Annotated in this window: 17 protein-coding genes; 16 read left to right on the top strand and 1 reads right to left on the bottom strand. The window is 36.2% G+C overall.

What is annotated here, in order from left to right:
* Positions 1-21 precede the first annotated feature (21 nt).
* The 15 genes from IPL24_16545 (at position 22) to IPL24_16475 (ending at position 11,998) form a co-directional block, all read left to right on the top strand.
* Positions 22-1,074, top strand: coding sequence for an acyltransferase (locus tag IPL24_16545; protein MBK8365213.1), 1,053 nt, complete (start codon positions 22-24; stop codon positions 1,072-1,074).
* Positions 1,075-1,081: 7 nt separating this feature from the next.
* A complete protein-coding gene (locus IPL24_16540; protein ID MBK8365212.1) occupies positions 1,082-1,780 on the top strand; it encodes a hypothetical protein in 699 nt (232 codons plus the stop codon).
* Between the two features lie 155 nt (positions 1,781-1,935).
* Positions 1,936-2,280, top strand: a complete 345-nt coding sequence (locus tag IPL24_16535; protein ID MBK8365211.1) for a hypothetical protein — start codon at positions 1,936-1,938, stop codon at positions 2,278-2,280.
* 475 nt (positions 2,281-2,755) lie between these two features.
* Positions 2,756-3,025, top strand: coding sequence for a zinc ribbon domain-containing protein (locus IPL24_16530; protein MBK8365210.1), 270 nt, complete (start codon positions 2,756-2,758; stop codon positions 3,023-3,025).
* 108 nt (positions 3,026-3,133) lie between these two features.
* Entirely contained in the window at positions 3,134-3,487 is a 354-nt protein-coding gene (locus IPL24_16525; protein MBK8365209.1) for a hypothetical protein, read from the top strand.
* Between the two features lie 46 nt (positions 3,488-3,533).
* Positions 3,534-3,677, top strand: coding sequence for a hypothetical protein (locus IPL24_16520; protein ID MBK8365208.1), 144 nt, complete (start codon positions 3,534-3,536; stop codon positions 3,675-3,677).
* 600 nt (positions 3,678-4,277) lie between these two features.
* A complete protein-coding gene (locus IPL24_16515) occupies positions 4,278-5,315 on the top strand; it encodes a hypothetical protein (GenBank protein ID MBK8365207.1) in 1,038 nt (345 codons plus the stop codon).
* Between the two features lie 185 nt (positions 5,316-5,500).
* Positions 5,501-5,971, top strand: a complete 471-nt coding sequence (locus tag IPL24_16510) for a DUF1801 domain-containing protein (GenBank protein ID MBK8365206.1) — start codon at positions 5,501-5,503, stop codon at positions 5,969-5,971.
* Between the two features lie 5 nt (positions 5,972-5,976).
* Positions 5,977-6,432 (top strand): hypothetical protein, encoded by a 456-nt coding sequence (locus IPL24_16505; protein ID MBK8365205.1) that lies wholly within the window; start codon positions 5,977-5,979, stop codon positions 6,430-6,432.
* Positions 6,433-6,659: 227 nt separating this feature from the next.
* Complete coding sequence (locus IPL24_16500) at positions 6,660-7,565, top strand: pentapeptide repeat-containing protein (protein ID MBK8365204.1); 906 nt, start codon at positions 6,660-6,662, stop codon at positions 7,563-7,565.
* Between the two features lie 107 nt (positions 7,566-7,672).
* A complete protein-coding gene (locus tag IPL24_16495) occupies positions 7,673-8,476 on the top strand; it encodes a hypothetical protein (GenBank protein ID MBK8365203.1) in 804 nt (267 codons plus the stop codon).
* Between the two features lies 1 nt (position 8,477).
* Entirely contained in the window at positions 8,478-8,975 is a 498-nt protein-coding gene (locus IPL24_16490) for a T9SS type A sorting domain-containing protein (protein MBK8365202.1), read from the top strand.
* A gap of 81 nt (positions 8,976-9,056) precedes the next feature.
* The gene (locus tag IPL24_16485; protein ID MBK8365201.1) at positions 9,057-9,626 is read left to right on the top strand and encodes a hypothetical protein; all 570 of its coding nucleotides are present in this window, start codon (positions 9,057-9,059) and stop codon (positions 9,624-9,626) included.
* The gene (locus IPL24_16480) at positions 9,623-10,564 is read left to right on the top strand and encodes a class III cytochrome C family protein (protein ID MBK8365200.1); all 942 of its coding nucleotides are present in this window, start codon (positions 9,623-9,625) and stop codon (positions 10,562-10,564) included. Before IPL24_16485 ends, IPL24_16480 begins: the two co-directional genes overlap by 4 nt.
* A 156-nt stretch (positions 10,565-10,720) precedes the next feature.
* Positions 10,721-11,998 (top strand): hypothetical protein, encoded by a 1,278-nt coding sequence (locus tag IPL24_16475; protein ID MBK8365199.1) that lies wholly within the window; start codon positions 10,721-10,723, stop codon positions 11,996-11,998.
* Positions 11,999-12,197: 199 nt separating this feature from the next.
* Here IPL24_16475 and IPL24_16470 read toward each other — a convergent pair whose 3' ends face one another.
* On the bottom strand, positions 12,198-13,097 hold the full coding sequence (locus IPL24_16470; protein ID MBK8365198.1) for a hypothetical protein: 900 nt from the start codon (positions 13,095-13,097) through the stop codon (positions 12,198-12,200).
* Positions 13,098-13,394: 297 nt separating this feature from the next.
* Between IPL24_16470 and rnr the strand changes: the two genes are divergently transcribed.
* Positions 13,395-15,722: a ribonuclease R gene (rnr, locus tag IPL24_16465; GenBank protein ID MBK8365197.1), complete on the top strand. Its 2,328-nt coding sequence runs from the start codon at positions 13,395-13,397 to the stop codon at positions 15,720-15,722.
* Positions 15,723-15,765: the final 43 nt, after the last annotated feature.

Genomic DNA, 15,765 nt, shown 5'->3' with positions numbered 1-15,765 from the left:
TTCGTCAAAAGAAATTAAATTTTGAACAGACTATACAATCTCGACTATTTAAGAGGATTATCGGCTTTTGGAATAATGATCTATCATTATCTGAGTCTGACATATGGAAATTTTTCTTCTGATACTTTTATGGGCAGGCTTGGTCTTTATGGGGTGGCTATATTTTATGTACTTAGTGGACTAACTCTTTACTATGTATATTATGAAAAAATGCAGCCATCACTAAAAGATGTTCTTGATTTTTTTAAAAAAAGATTTTTCAGAATATTTCCATTACTGTGGCTGGTAACATTTATTTCAATTATGCTTTCAGGAAAGACGCCTGATCCGACAGATTTGTTTCTAAATCTCTCAGGACTCTTTGGGTTTATCAGATGGGACAAATCATTTTCAACAGGAGTCTGGTCAATTGGGAATGAAATAGTATTTTATATTTTCTTTCCATTTTTTATTCTTCTTATTAAAAAATTCAAACCTTTAATGATAATGCTATCACTTGCTATTTTAGTTTCATATCTATACTTCGCTTTCGTAAAACTTAGTCCGGATTTACTTTTAAGTGAACAATGGAAAAACTATGTAAATCCACTTAATCAGGTCTTTCTTTTTCTTGGTGGATTTTTAATTGGTTATTTTCTTCACAATATTAAAATCAAAAACACAATTGTACTTTCAATTTTGCTTTTCGGAATGTTATTATTTACATTTTATCCAACGACAGGAAATGTAATCAACATCGTTACAGGAACAAACCGATTAATTTTTACAACATGTTGTTTCCTGATATGTATTTGTTTTTACAAACTAACTTTCAAATTTCCCGCGTTTATTCATAAGCCACTAACACTATTAGGAGAGGCAAGTTATTCGGTTTATCTACTCCACCCTATTATCTGGATCTTTACAGGAATTGCAGCTTCCATCTTCCGTAAACGGTTCTTCTATTTTCCCGAATTATACAATCTGATTTTGTCAGTAATATTTACACTGATAATTAGTTTCTTTGTCTATCAGTATTTTGAAAAATATTTCATGAAACTTGGACACACCAAAAGAAATATCAACGCAAAGTAAAACCATCATGAGCGATCTTTCACTCTCTGAAAATCAAATTCACTTCGTTACTACTTTTCAGGATCTGCTCAACACTGATTTTCTTGGGAAAATAAATGCAATATGCTGGAAGCGTAAACTCATTGGTGATTTTTCAGAGATCGTTCAAAAAATTGAATTAAAGGAGAACATTACAGTAATTGATGAAGAGATGCTTTATGAACTTGAATTGAGTGAACAAGGACAACTTGCGCGAGAAATCCTTTTAAGTGATTTGAACATTTTGAAAGCTCATGGCTCATCTCCTGTTCTAAATCTGATAAAGTACTATGATAGAGATAATGAACATTCCTTTTTCCCAACCGATGTTTATTCTTTTCATGTCGATCGATCGCCTGTGCCAACCGATACCTTTTTATGTACCTACTATGGCGAGTCCAGTGCAATCTTGCCGAATTCACAAGCCGAACAAAAAGTACTCATCCCCGAAATACGTCAACAACTTAAAAAACTCTATCAAGGAGAAGATCACGGATTTGAATTATTCTTAAACGAACACTTCTTTGATCTGCATTACCAGGCAAAACCCGATGCGCACATTACTAGCTTAGGTATAGGAAATATATGGAAGCTGGCTGTTGATCATCCTGAAAGCAAAGTTCTTCCTTGCATTCATCGAGCACCAAGAGAAAAACCGGGAGAGAACAGGTTGTTGATGATTTGCTGAAATATACATAAGAAGTTCAAGGTATTAATTTTAGGTTTATGGATTAGAACAAAAACAGAAACCTTGTTAATAAACATTTTCATTCATGATCTAAGAGACAGCTGGGCTTTAACAATAAAATCATTAGATTTGATAGTAAGATTAAAAAAAAAACAATGGTCACAATAGAAAAACAAGCCGACAACTTTATATTTGAAGTAAAAGGTTTACACAAGCTTTGGGCTCTCAAAAGTCAGATAACAATTCCCGCAGAAAATATTATTAACGCTTTTCCAAATCAAGAAAACCTGAATTGGATACTTGGATTAAGAATGCCTGGTACTCACATACCCGGTTTAATTACTGCCGGGACTTACATTCTAAGAGACGGTACAATATTTTGTGATGTATCTGACCATAAAAAAAGTATAGTTGTAGAATTAAAAGACGAACATTATAAAAAATTGATCATAGAAGTAGATAATGTTGAAGAAGCAATAAGCATGTTGACGACCAAGTAATGCGTCGGCCGCTAACACCGCACGCCAAAAAAATTAACTGTAATTACAAATATTATTCTATCATACGTGTTAGAGTTTTGCTTCTAATGAAACATTTTGAAATAGAATAATAAATTTTGATTAAGACTAGAAGAATGAAACCCTTACGTAAATTGAATAAATATCGTTTCCATCTTTTCGCTTTTTGGGGGATCTGTTTTATTCTCGTGAGTTGCGTTAATCCTCTTAGAAAAGGAGCGTGGGATCCCCTTCCGTTAAAAAAATCAAAGAGTGAAATAACACTTTTCTCAGATACCAATAAAACTAAAACGAATAAAATAAAATAACTGCCTCTGGATCTATCAGCGCATTGCCACAACATAATTATTTTACTCTTTAAATGTTTATATTTCGGTAAAAAAATGATGCTTCGGCAATGCTAAACGTTAGGTGCAACCCAACCAAGAACTCTACCAAAATAATAACAACGCTAAAAATGGATAAAGAATTTAAAAACTGTCAGTCTTGCGGAATGCCATTAAAACGAGACGAAAAAGGAGGTGGAACAAATGCGGACAAAAGTATTAGCAAAAAATATTGTTCCTACTGCTATGAAAATGGCGAATTTGTTTACAAGGGAAATAATGTCTCAGAATTTCAAGAATATTGCCAGAAAAAAATGATGGAAGGTGGACATTCAAGATTTGTTTCTTGGCTCTTTACAAGAGGAATGAAACGATTAGACAGGTGGAAAGCTCAAAAATAAGTATGTAGTTTGAAGAAATATTTAACAACAAGTCGAAGTCAGGTGCAATGATTGATTATAATACCGAGACGTGTAGTACTTCAAGAAACAATTACAATGATATAAATAATGAATACAGTAGATACCACATTTTTATTCAGGCCTGTAAATCAAGTCGAACTCGACTTAATTGAAAAATCGGGCTGGACAAAATTTCCGCCAAGATTACCTGAACAACCAATCTTTTACCCGGTGATGAACGAAGAATACGCAATACAGATTTCAAAAGAATGGAATGTTCCGGCATATGGTGTCGGTTATGTGACAAGGTTTGCTGTCAGGAAAGACTACTTGTCGAAATTCAAAATCGAAAACGTAGGCGGACTAATTCACAATGAACTTTGGATTCCTGCTGACAAACTAGAAGAATTTAATAACAACATTGTTGGGAAAATTGAAGTAACAAAAGAGTTCAAGAAGTAAAATCAGTGATGGAACTTTTATTGTAATTTATCAAAACAAAATACACATGAAAAAGATTTCAACTTTAATCTGTCTCCTACTCACTTTTTTTCTGGTAAAAGGTCAGGAAGAAGCACAGAAAGCATTTAGCGCGGGCGTCAAACTTCTCAAAGAAACTAATTATGTTGAAGCAGAAATAAAATTTCTGTAGAAGAGAAAACTTCAAAAATAATTAAAAGTCTGGAAGGGCCATGCAGTGATCTTTTGAAAGCATAGTTCAAGTCGAGTGAAACAACTTTGAAAGCGATGAAGAACCACAATATAGAAATCAAAAAATTCAAATTGATCAATTTGAATAAAGTTGTAAGTTATGGTAAGGAATTGCAGTGTTTGATTGAGCAGGGGACCTTTATGTCGATGCCGTCCCGTGACTTCAGTTTTAAAAGTAAATTGATTGCAATTTCCGAAAACGGGAGCAATTGGTTGTTTATGAATATTGGCGAAAATTCAGCCGAGAATGTCATAAAGTTAGCACCCAATGTATGTCCTCTCGTTTTTGAGGAATAGAATTTCAGCTGCGAAGGATTTTCAATCCTTTGCTCCCGAGCTGTGGATTTTTAATCCACACCCATCCATGATTGACGTTTTATGTTTATAATTGTATTACTTCAAAATCAACATTGCCTCTTATGTACTTGGGTATGCTAATTCAAACGTTTTCAAGAATCATAAATCCAACAACATGACAAACATTGCCAGCAAGAAAATTTCTACAATAAAAAATATATTTCTCTTTGTTTGGGTTTGTCAAATGTCATCTTGCTCAGGACAGGTGAAAGAAAAACCGGTTGATGATAAAACAGAAATTGGAACTAACAATCGGTCAAGTAATCTAAATCAAAACACAACGTTTCCGCAAATTCACACCAATTTAAATGGAATGGTATCGGAGTTTGTAAGGACAATGTACCAGGATAAAAAAGGAAACTATTGGTTTGGAACTAATACTGATGGGATTATACTATACGATGGTCAGAAACTTGAAAATGTTACCATTGAACAAATACGAAAATGGTTTTCGGTTAGAGAAATTGTTGAAGATAAGGTTGGCAATATCTGGTTTGGAACATCTTCCGGACTTATAAAATATGATGGAGAAAAGTTTACAGTATTCTCCACAGAAGTTGGATTGCAAAATGAAGAAATTTGGGGTCTAGAAATTGACAACACAGGACTCATTTGGGTTGGGTCGATAGGCGGAGTTAGTCACTTTGATGGAAAAAAGTTTACTCCTTTTCTATTGCCTGAAACAAAAGTGGAAGATCCAAAACCTATGCTTTCCGATAAATTGGTTTTAAAATTTGTTGAAGATAAAAATGGAACGATGTGGCTTGTTACCGATGGTAATGGGATTTTCAAATACAAGAATGGCGAGTTTACACATTTAACAAATAAGAATGGGCTAACCGACAATAATACTGCAGATATTTTGGAAGACAAAAAAGGAAATATTTGGATCGGAACTTTTTATGGTGGTGTCAGTAAATATGATGGCACAACGTACACCAACTTTACGAAAGATGGAATTATTGAAGGTGTAGAAACCTATAATTTTTGCGAAGACAGCCGGGGAAATATTTGGTTCACGGCCGAAGGAGCTGGTGTTTACTGCTATGATGGTTCTGCTTTCACGCGATTCACAACTGAAAATGGCTTAACTTCCAATGTTACGTTAAGTATTTTAGAAGACAACAAAGAACAAGTCTGGTTTGGAAGCTGGCAAGGACTAAGTATTTATGATGGCCAAAAAATTATGGATGCCAAATTAAAAGAGCCCTGGACAAAATAAAAATATCAGCTGCGAAGGATTTCCCGCTGTGAAGGAATTTCAATCCTTTGCTTCAAGCTGTGGATTTTCAATCCCCCGTTGCGAAGGATTTTCAATCCTTTGCATTCGAGCTGCGGATTTTTAATCCGCATTTACCGTTTTAGTAGTATAGATTCATTTGTATATTTGAACTATAAATAATTCCCATGAAAGCCCAAGGCAAGACCGTTAATGAAATTTTAATCAACCTTCCGGAAGACAGAGTTGAACCATTCAACAAACTTCACGAAGTAATAGTTAAAAATCTGCCAAAAGGATTTGAGCCTGCGATTAGTTATGGTGGACTAGGTTATGTTGTTCCGCACAAGTTATATCCTGCCGGTTATCATTGCAAACCTGAAGAGCCTCTTCCGTTTGCCGGAATCGCTTCACAGAAAGGATCCATTAATTTCTATCACATGGGAATTTATGCTGATCCTAAATTGCTAAAATGGTTTGTTAGTGAATATCCAAAGCACAGCAAACAAAAACTTGACATGGGCAAGAGTTGCGTTCGGTTTAAAAAGATGGATGAAATTCCTTATAAACTCATTGGTGAATTAATGAAAAAAATGAGTTCAAAGGAATGGATCGAGATGTATGAGAAAAATCTGAATCCTAAATCAAAAAAGAAATAATTATTTTGAAACCTGTCATCTTTTTCATCTTTGTATTTTTGTGCGCATTTTCAGCCGTTCAAAGTTCAGCCGGGACATGTATTGTAGATTTTGCTTTCGTTCGCCTCGATTCTAATTATAATAAATATCCCACCAGCGAGCGATTTTTTAAATTAACAGAAACAGGAAAATCCGCAATCATTGGAAAGTGGAAAATTGTCGATATCCTAAACAAGCAGCCCGGTTGGCATGTTGATATTACCGGAAGTATATATGATTTCAAAAGCGATCAAAGTTTAGTTGTCACTCCGGCTGATTCGCTTTTTGAGGCTCAGACATATAAATATCACAAAGATGAAACTCGGGTTACTGTGATTACCGACGACGGAAACTCCTTTGAATATCATTATACACTGCATGAGGATGGGCGACTTGAACTTGATTCTTCCACAGAAAACATTATATTAAAACCTGAAAATTAAACACTGCATTTACCGGGATTCAATGGATTTCCGGATTGCCCGGAAGCTGTCGCTTTAAAAGAAAACTTTTCGTTTGTTGCTTTTTATTCTCCCTTCTCCTTAAAACAACTTAATATTGTCAAAAAACTACTGATGGTTGTGCAATTACAACTATAAGTAGCAGAATGGATTTGCATTTTGTTCATCGGGCAAAATAACTTTGCAACATCAATTTAAAACAAAAAAAGATGTTAAATTCTAAATCACTCGGCAATAAAATTGCCACAGCAAGGAAAAAAATCAATCTCTCCCAAGCTGATCTTGCTCAGCAAGTATCTATTAGTTCACAAGCCGTTGGTAAATGGGAACGGGGGGAATCAATGCCTGACATTACAACCCTAAACCGTCTGGCAGACATTTTCGGCGTTGACTTGAACTATTTTTCAGACAGTGCTCAAAACGACAACATTGTTACTCCCACATCAGGCAGCGCCGATGAACCAAGAATCCCAAACAAGGTAGAAGAGCCGGTTAAAAAATTCGAATTGAATTGGGACATGTCGCAGGGAAACTGGACTGATGCTGACTTTTCGGGATTAAAGAATCTGAAAGAAAAATTCAGTTCGTCAAATATGAAGAACTGCAAATTCATGCATTCCGATCTCTCCGGACTTGTTCTTGGAAAGAATAACATTGAACAATGTGATTTTTCATTCTCAGACCTGAGTAGTAGTAAAATTCAATCTTCCAATTTATCAAAAAATCAATTTGTCAAATGTTCATTCATAGACGCCGAGCTTTATAAAAACAATATTGAAAAATGTAATTTCACAGAAGCTGATTTTTCGGCAGCAAAAATATTGGGCCTGAATTTCGAGAGCAACGATGTCAAAAATGCTGTTTGGAAACTTACAATTTTCAATAATACAAATCTTAGTAACATTATTTTTGAAGGAACTTTTGAGGACTGTCATTTTGAAAACTGTTCTTTCTATGGGGTTAAATTTCAAAACGCCACAATACTAAATACTTTTTTCAAAAATAATGATCGGTTTAAAAAAGTCAAATTTATAAATTGTAACGTGGACAAAATTACTTATGCCTTTTTGAAAAACAACATGGCAGATATGACCGGAGTAACATTAATAAATTAACGAAATTTTCAAACAATAATAAATTTACACGGAATAAATAAATATTTGAGCACAATGCGCCATTCAATTATAATTTAATTACATTCGTTACAAATCCACAAAACAAAATGAAAAATTTATTTTCTACGCTATTGTTATTAATAACTTTTACAATAACTTCCTTTGCTCAACCCCAAGCTATACCCTTTCAGGGAGCAGCAAGAAATTCACTGGGAAATATATTAAGTAACAGGGCTATTTCTCTTCGGTTAAGTATACTCGATAGTTCTGCAACAGGACCGGTTGTATACTCAGAAACACACTCCACCACAACAAGCTTGCTTGGATTGTTCACTGTAAATGTTGGACAAGGGGTTCTTGTTTCAGGTACTTTCGATCAGATCGATTGGGGAAACGCTGACAAATACTTATCTGTTGAGCTGGACACAAACAATGGTTCAGCCTTTGTACAAATGGGGATTACACAAATGCTCAGTGTTCCATATGCACTACATTCTAAAACTTCGGGAACGAAAATTGGATTTCGTGCAAATATAATTCCCGTAACAGTTGGTGTTGGATCAGCAACACCATTGCAATTGGGCGCTATTGAATACAATGATGGGAATGGTGCTGACTCATCCGGATTCACAGCTCCTGAAGCGGGTGTATATCAATTCAACGTCAGTATCTTTTGGAATCCTTTTTCTGCATGTACACGTGTGTCTACATATCTTATAACAGGAACAGTGGCCTTAGATCATCAACAAGATTATTTTTGCGATATGGCAGTTCTAAATTCTAAGTTTTCTGATCAACTGTATTTGCAAGCCGGTCAAACGGTCAAGGTCCGGATTTTTCACAACCAATCAGCTGGTGCTACAATAGCAAATGGATTGCCATGTATTTTCTCCGGTTATAAAGTTTACTAATATGAATTTCACTTATCGCAATATTGTCATCCTTGCATTCCTTGTTGCATGCATTCATGGACCTGCTGTGTCGCAACAGATCACCCGATCTGCTCTTGTAACATCCGGTGGAACAGGAAATACACTTGAATATACAATCGGTGAACCGTTCTCCTCAACAATGATCACCGGAAACTATATGCTGACGCTGGGCATGCAGCAAATGGATCAGTCCCTTACGTTATCTGTCAACGAACTTTCGGGCAATATCATCAATCTTGTAGCTTTTCCAAATCCCTCTGACGGCAATTTTAATGTCAGAGTAAATTCGGAAACTGTTGTTGATGCAAGCCTTACAATTGTTGACGGTTTTGGAAAAGTTGTCAGGCAAAAAAAATTAAATCTCATTCCCGGAATTTCAGAATTGCACATAACAATTGATGAAGCAACTCCCGGAGTTTATTTTCTTTTTCTTTATTCGGATACCCATTCTTATCAAATGAAGGTTGTGGTTTTATAGATTGTTATCCGGTTTAATGACCATCATCATAGTCAGTATTATATTCAATTACGACATTTGAGTAATTGAGTGCTGCATGATATGAAACCTTTGTTTGTAAAATATGTTTTGCCCTTCTTTCAATGGTATGGGTTAATGATCTTGCTGGCAATTCTGGTGGATTATGCTCTTCATAAACTAGACATGATATATATTGGCCGGAGGTTAGGAATAATTGGAACGGCAGTTATTTTATTTTCATTCATATACTCATTAAGGAAAAGAAAAATAATTCAATCCGGTTCTCCAAAAAAACTTTTAGCTCTGCATGAATATCTTGCCTGGTCAGGTTCTGTAATGCTTCTTGTTCATGCGGGAATACACTTCAATGCTTTGATCCCATGGTTGGCTATTTTCATGCTATTAATAGTTGTCGCAAGCGGCCTCATCGGAAAGTTTTTATTGAAAAAAGCAAATGAATCGCTCAAAGAAAGAAAGCAAAGCCTCATTATAGAAGGACTAAATCCGGATCAAATAGAAAAGAAACTCCACTTCGATTCTCTGACAGTTAATACAATGAAAAAATGGCGTCAGGTACATATGCCTATTGCCATGGTCCTTGCTGCTCTATCTCTTTTACATATTATATCAATACTGATCTTTACAAAATGAAAAAGACGATTGCATTTGCAATAGTAATCGTTTGCATTGGACTAATGTATTTTTTTCCGCATTCAACAATCAGTCCCGGAGAATTGGTTGAAGGCCATCAATCATTGAATCAAAAATGTCTGTCTTGTCACATTCCATTTAAAGGTGTTTCAAATGCTAAATGTATCGCCTGCCATAAATTATCCGAAATAGGAAAAGATACGATAAAAGGAAAAGACGTCATTAATAGTAAAGTTTTGTTTCATGAAAATCTTTCTGATCAAAAATGTACAGCATGTCATACAGATCACAAAGGAAAAATGCCGGAAAGCTCATTGAGCGATTTCAAGCATGATCTTTTAACAGAAGCAGTAATCAGCAACTGTAATGCTTGTCACAATAAACCAACAGATAAGCTCCACAGTCTGTTATCTGGTTCCTGTAAAGATTGTCACAATACTTCAGGATGGAAATTTGAAGGGACGTTCAATCACGATATGATCACAGCAACAGAGAAAAATAATTGTGCAACGTGTCATTCGCGTCCTGATGATTCGTTTCATGCTTCACTCAAAGACAACTGCGATAAATGTCATTCTACGGATAAGTGGAAACCGTCTACTTTTGATCATTCGGATTATTTTGTTCTTGACAAAGATCACGATGTAAAATGTAACACCTGTCATACAAATAATAATTTTAAATCCTATTCATGTTATGGTTGTCATGAACACTCAGAAAACAAAATGATTGAAGAACACCGTGAAGAGGGAATTTTAAATATTTCCGATTGTGTTTCTTGTCACAAAAGCGGAAACGAACACGACATTAGAATGAATGGACGTTCAAATAAAAGATTGGATAAAAATGAAATGAAAAAAGTCCGTGATGTAATTCAATCAGATAAAAAAGAAAACAAAAAGAAAGATTCTTCAAAGAAGGAAGATGATGCAGATTGAGCTTTCTAATTATTTATTTGACGCTTTCGTTTAATTTGTTCTAATTTGTAGACAATTCCTTGTCAAGAGAAAATAAGGAAATCTCATCAATAATTTACAAAATGTTAAATATTAAAATACCGTTTTCGTTAAAAGCTCTTACTAAACATAGACATCGTGATTAAATATCTGGCGGGATTTTTTCTATTCATAACTTTAATTACCATTGCCAACGACGTACATTCATGCAGCACTTACAAAGTAACAGTAGGTGACAAAACCATGGTCGGCAGCAACTACGACACCTGGTTTGAAACTCCCAGAATCTGGTTCGAAACCCGTGGCTATGGGACAGCTTTTTCCGGAGCAAGAACTGATGAGTTTGGTTTTGTTCCTCAAACCGGCATGAACGAATTCGGACTTGCCTTTGTGACTCTGGCAACTGCCACTCCAGATAATAAACGTGACTTTTCGGATAAAAAACAAATCACAAGTCGTACGAATTATTTAAAAGACATTTTACATACTTGTAAAACTGTTGAGGAGGTTAAAATCTATATCGAAAAATATGATCACAGCACCCTTAGTAACGATGTGTTTTTCTATGTGGATAAATCCGGAAAATATCTTGTAGTCGAACCCTACGAATTAACTTTAGGAAATGACCCGAAATATGTCCTGGCGAATTTCTGTCCATCTACAATTAAAGATTTCAAAAGCATCAAACAAGCGCGATATAAAAATGGTTCCGCTTTCCTTGAAAACAAAATCGATACGTCTTTGGCATTTTGCACAGCTCTTTCCGATACAATGCATGTGTGCAGGCAAAAACATGGCGATGGCACATTGTTAACTTCTATCCTGGATTTGAATGCGGGTATTACATACCTGAACTTCTATCATGACTACGATAAACAAATCAAATTCGTTCTGAAAGACGAGCTTGCTAAAGGAGATCATTCATTAGAAATTCCTGCTTTGTTTCCTGCTAATGCGGAGTTTCAAGACCTAAAGGACTTCAAAACACCGTTGAATAGTCCGGGACTAAGTATCTTTCTCGGTCTTTGTCTGATGTTCTTTCTTTTATCAACCGTTATTTTTTCTGTCTATCATTTTCTAAAGAAAAAAGGCACGCCCTACCCGATCTTCGGTACGTTGATGATTCCTTTAAGCATTGCTATGTCATATTACATTTATCTGTTAGCTACAGAAATGAACATCTACTACTTTCCCGCGCCATATTCCAATGGATCGTTCTCTATTGTAAGCGTTGCATCATATATACCATTCGTTTTGTTACTGCTTATCATTCCCATTCTGAATATCAACAGAAAAATTCTCAAAGATTCAAGCTGGGCTTTTTTTCCAAAATGGATTTTTACTTTGAATAGTGTTGTTTACCTGGTGTTGATTGTTTTGTTTTCTTATTGGGGGTTCTATAGTGTTTTATCCTAAAAGTAAACAGGGTGATTTAACACAGAGAACACAGAGAAAAAAAGGGAGAAAAAAGGAGAATAAAATATTTCTCTTTTTTCTCCCTTTTTTTCTCTATGTCTCTCTGTGTTTAATTTTTTCTCTGCGTTTTATTCTCTCTAAAACAAAAATGCACGACCTTCCGACCGTGCATTCTTAAAAAAAATATCTCTGTTTCTAATTACCGAAGTACAGCAGAGCCGGCGCCACTTAATACACCGTCAATGTACACTTCAACCATATAGGTTCCCGGAGGAAACATTTTGTCTTCCTGCTCTTCGTAATCCATACAAACATTTTGTTTAACACCTGTATAAGAAAGCGTAGATGAAGCAGCATACATTACTTCTTCTCCAGTCGACGTTTTGAATGATGCAGAACCTGTACTCTTGTTTCCGATCTGTTTTCCACCCGGTTCAGTGATCTTCAGATAAACTGTCTTGTCACCTGTCTTAGCAATTTTATTGTCCAGTACATCGAAACACACGCTCAATTTATGAGTACGTTTTGCAAGAGCTGTCTCTGTGTATTTTCCATTTCCCTTTCTCTTGAAAGTCGCAACTTTAATGTATTCTGATTTTAATACCGATGCAGTAGCAACTGTTGTTTCAAGATTCTTTGTTAGATTCTGATTTGTGCTGGTCAATTCTTCTTTCTCATTAACCAATTGTTTATTGGCCATCAACAACGAATCGATTCGCGTAAGATATTCATCACGTAGCATCTGAAGATCTGCTAATTGTTGTTTCAGCTTCTCGTTCAGCTCTTTTGAATTTTTAGCATTCGCGCCAAGTCCTCTGATTTTTTTTGCTTGCTCGTCGATCTTTGCCTGAGCCTCATTCAGCAAGCTGTCAAGATTAGAAGAAATACCGCGGTATTTTTCCAATTCTGATTTTGTTTCTGACAACTCCTGCTCCACATTTACTTTTTCTACAACGAGAGTATCAACTTTGGATTCGTAGTTGCTTACCGATGTTGTGTGGTTTCTCCACTGGTAAATGTTCAGAACGGCAGACAAGATCAACAATACGATCCATATCGTGCCTTTGTTCTTGCCTTGTTCCTGATTCTTGTTTTCCATTTTTTCTGGTTTTGGTTGGTATTAATTGGTATTGTTTAGTTGGTCTTCGTAAATTTACGTCTGCGGTTAGCGTAGACTTAACTGAATTTTAAAAGTTATGAAACGCTTTTTTCACACATTCGTTGCATTATTACAGAGATTTTTTTGAAGGTTATTAACGGGCAAGGGTTATAATTATTTAGCCGGAGTTGGCATTCTACGGTATGAAACTGTAACTTTATGTTGTCACGTGAAACTAACAAAATAAATTGTTGTTGGTCCTGATGAATAATGACCAAAACAGAGATTATCTAAACGATGAGTAAAAACAAAAAAAAGGCCGACGATCCGTCAAGAACTTTTTTACTTGCGGAAATATTTAAGAGTTTTAACCGCCACCCTAATACGCTGTACAATTACAAGCAGCTTACCCGAATTATAAAACCTGCTTTCACTGAATTTCTTCGTCAAACGAAGGGTCCCGATGCCAGTATGGATGACCTTAACGGTGAACTGAAAACAGAAATTCTGTTTATTCTTGCTGAACTCCAGGATAAAGGCGATGTCATTGAAACTGAGCGAGGAAAATTTCAACTGAAACCGAAACATGCCTATCTGGAAGGTATAATTGATATTACAAATGGCGGAGCTGCGTATATTCTAAGTGAAAACGATGAAGACGATGTTTATATCGCTCCTAAAAATGTAAAAAACGCTTTACATGGCGATAAGGTCAAGATCTATCTCTATGCCAGACACAGGAATCAAAGGATAGAAGGAGAAGTTGTTGAGATTCTTGAACGCGCAAAGACAGAATTCGCCGGTATGGTTCAGCTCTCGGGAAAATATGCTTTCGTAGTTCCCGATAGTTCTAAAATGTTAGTGGATATTTTCATTCCACAAAACATGATCAACAATGCTCAGCACGGACAAAAAGTGATTGCAGAAATTGTTGACTGGCCAAAAGGCACAAAGAATCAAATTGGAAAGATCACTAAAATACTAGGATGGCCGGGCGAGAACGATGTGGAAATGAATTCAATTTTGTCTGAATACGGTTTCCCGCTGGAGTTTCCGAAACGTGTCGAAGAGGAGGCCGAAAAGATTCCATTGGCAATTCCTGAAGATGAAATCAAACGTCGCCGCGATTTCAGAAAGATCACAACATTTACGATTGATCCCGTCGATGCAAAAGATTTTGATGATGCACTTTCAATACAGAAATTACCAAACGGAAATTACGAGATAGGAGTACACATTGCTGATGTTTCACATTATGTAAGACCGACATCTCAGCTTGACAAAGAAGCATATTACCGCGCCACATCCATCTATCTTGTCGATCGTGTAATTCCCATGTTGCCTGAAAAATTATCAAACGGCGTGTGCTCGCTTCGTCCGCATGAGGAAAAACTTTGTTTCGCTGCAGTCTTTGAAATGAACGACAATGCAGAAGTTGTAAAAAAATGGTTCGGTAAAACTGTAATCTACAGTGATCATCGCTTTGCTTATGAAGATGCGCAAGAGGTTATTGAAACAGGTGAAGGCCCATTGAAAGAAGAGATACTCACAATGGATCGACTTGCAAAAATACTTCGCAAAGAACGCTTCAAAGATGGGGCAATTGCTTTTGAAAAAGTAGAGGTCCGCTTTCGTCTCGATGAAAAAGGAAAACCGCTTGGTATTTATCTGAAAGAAAGTAAAGATGCCAATAAACTCATCGAAGAGTTCATGTTGCTTGCCAATCGTTCCGTTGCAGAATTTGTAGGAAAGAAACACGACATTATTTCTGAAGGAAAAAACAAATCAGGTAATCAGGAAGAAACAATTCGCGTAGAGAAAAAACCATTCGTATATCGTGTTCACGATTCACCGGTAAGCGACAGACTTGAAAACTTTGTTGGCTTTGCAAGGAAGTTCGGCTATACATTAAAGATCGGTAATGACCGTGAAATTGCAAGTTCATTGAATGGATTGATGAAAGACGTTCATGGCAAAAAAGAACAGAACGTACTTGAGTCGCTTGCCATTCGAACAATGTCGAAAGCCGTTTATACAACAGAAAACATCGGCCACTACGGACTGGCTTTTGATTATTATACACATTTTACTTCGCCCATTCGCCGTTATCCGGATGTGCTCGTTCATCGTCTATTGGAACATTATCTCGCTGGTGGAAAAGGCGCTGATGCATCGTTATTAGAAGAGCAATGCAAACACAGCACGCAGATGGAGATCAAAGCATCAGAGGCAGAACGCGCATCAACAAAATACAAACAAGTCGAATATCTGCAAGACAAGGTCGGTGAAGAGTTTGATGGTGTGATCAGCGGAGTTACTGAATGGGGATTGTATGTAGAGATCATAGAAAACAAATGCGAAGGTATGATCCGCCTCCGCGATCTGGATGATGACTTTTATGAATTCGATGAAACGAATTATTGTGTTATCGGTTCACGCACAAAACATAAATACACAATGGGCGATGTCGTCCGCATTCAGGTCATGCGTTGCGATCTCCTCCGCAAGCAAATCGATTTCAAAATGATCTCGCGCATCTCCGAACAAGGTGATGTAACCATGATCAAAAAACCAGTGAAGGTTTTAAGAGGGGGAAATAGTTATCATCGGAAAAAGAAAAGGTAGGTTTCTGTGAAACAACCATTTTGTTCCCCGTGAAACAATATAT

It is taken from the genome of Bacteroidota bacterium, assembly GCA_016711505.1.
In the GTDB taxonomy this organism is placed as follows: Bacteria; Bacteroidota; Bacteroidia; order AKYH767-A; family 2013-40CM-41-45; genus JADKIH01.
This window is presented reverse-complemented; position numbering and strand designations above follow the sequence as displayed.

Coding starts and splice junctions, on each gene's coding strand:
- IPL24_16500 (MBK8365204.1), top strand. CDS start 6,660: ATGTTAAATTCTAAATCACTCGGCAATAAAATTGCCACAGCAAGGAAA.
- IPL24_16540 (MBK8365212.1), top strand. CDS start 1,082: ATGAGCGATCTTTCACTCTCTGAAAATCAAATTCACTTCGTTACTACT.
- IPL24_16495 (MBK8365203.1), top strand. CDS start 7,673: ATGAAAAATTTATTTTCTACGCTATTGTTATTAATAACTTTTACAATA.
- IPL24_16525 (MBK8365209.1), top strand. CDS start 3,134: ATGAATACAGTAGATACCACATTTTTATTCAGGCCTGTAAATCAAGTC.
- IPL24_16520 (MBK8365208.1), top strand. CDS start 3,534: ATGAAAAAGATTTCAACTTTAATCTGTCTCCTACTCACTTTTTTTCTG.
- IPL24_16535 (MBK8365211.1), top strand. CDS start 1,936: ATGGTCACAATAGAAAAACAAGCCGACAACTTTATATTTGAAGTAAAA.
- IPL24_16480 (MBK8365200.1), top strand. CDS start 9,623: ATGAAAAAGACGATTGCATTTGCAATAGTAATCGTTTGCATTGGACTA.
- IPL24_16515 (MBK8365207.1), top strand. CDS start 4,278: ATGTCATCTTGCTCAGGACAGGTGAAAGAAAAACCGGTTGATGATAAA.
- IPL24_16510 (MBK8365206.1), top strand. CDS start 5,501: ATGAAAGCCCAAGGCAAGACCGTTAATGAAATTTTAATCAACCTTCCG.
- IPL24_16530 (MBK8365210.1), top strand. CDS start 2,756: ATGGATAAAGAATTTAAAAACTGTCAGTCTTGCGGAATGCCATTAAAA.
- rnr (MBK8365197.1), top strand. CDS start 13,395: ATGAGTAAAAACAAAAAAAAGGCCGACGATCCGTCAAGAACTTTTTTA.
- IPL24_16485 (MBK8365201.1), top strand. CDS start 9,057: ATGAAACCTTTGTTTGTAAAATATGTTTTGCCCTTCTTTCAATGGTAT.
- IPL24_16470 (MBK8365198.1), bottom strand. CDS start 13,097: ATGGAAAACAAGAATCAGGAACAAGGCAAGAACAAAGGCACGATATGG.
- IPL24_16490 (MBK8365202.1), top strand. CDS start 8,478: ATGAATTTCACTTATCGCAATATTGTCATCCTTGCATTCCTTGTTGCA.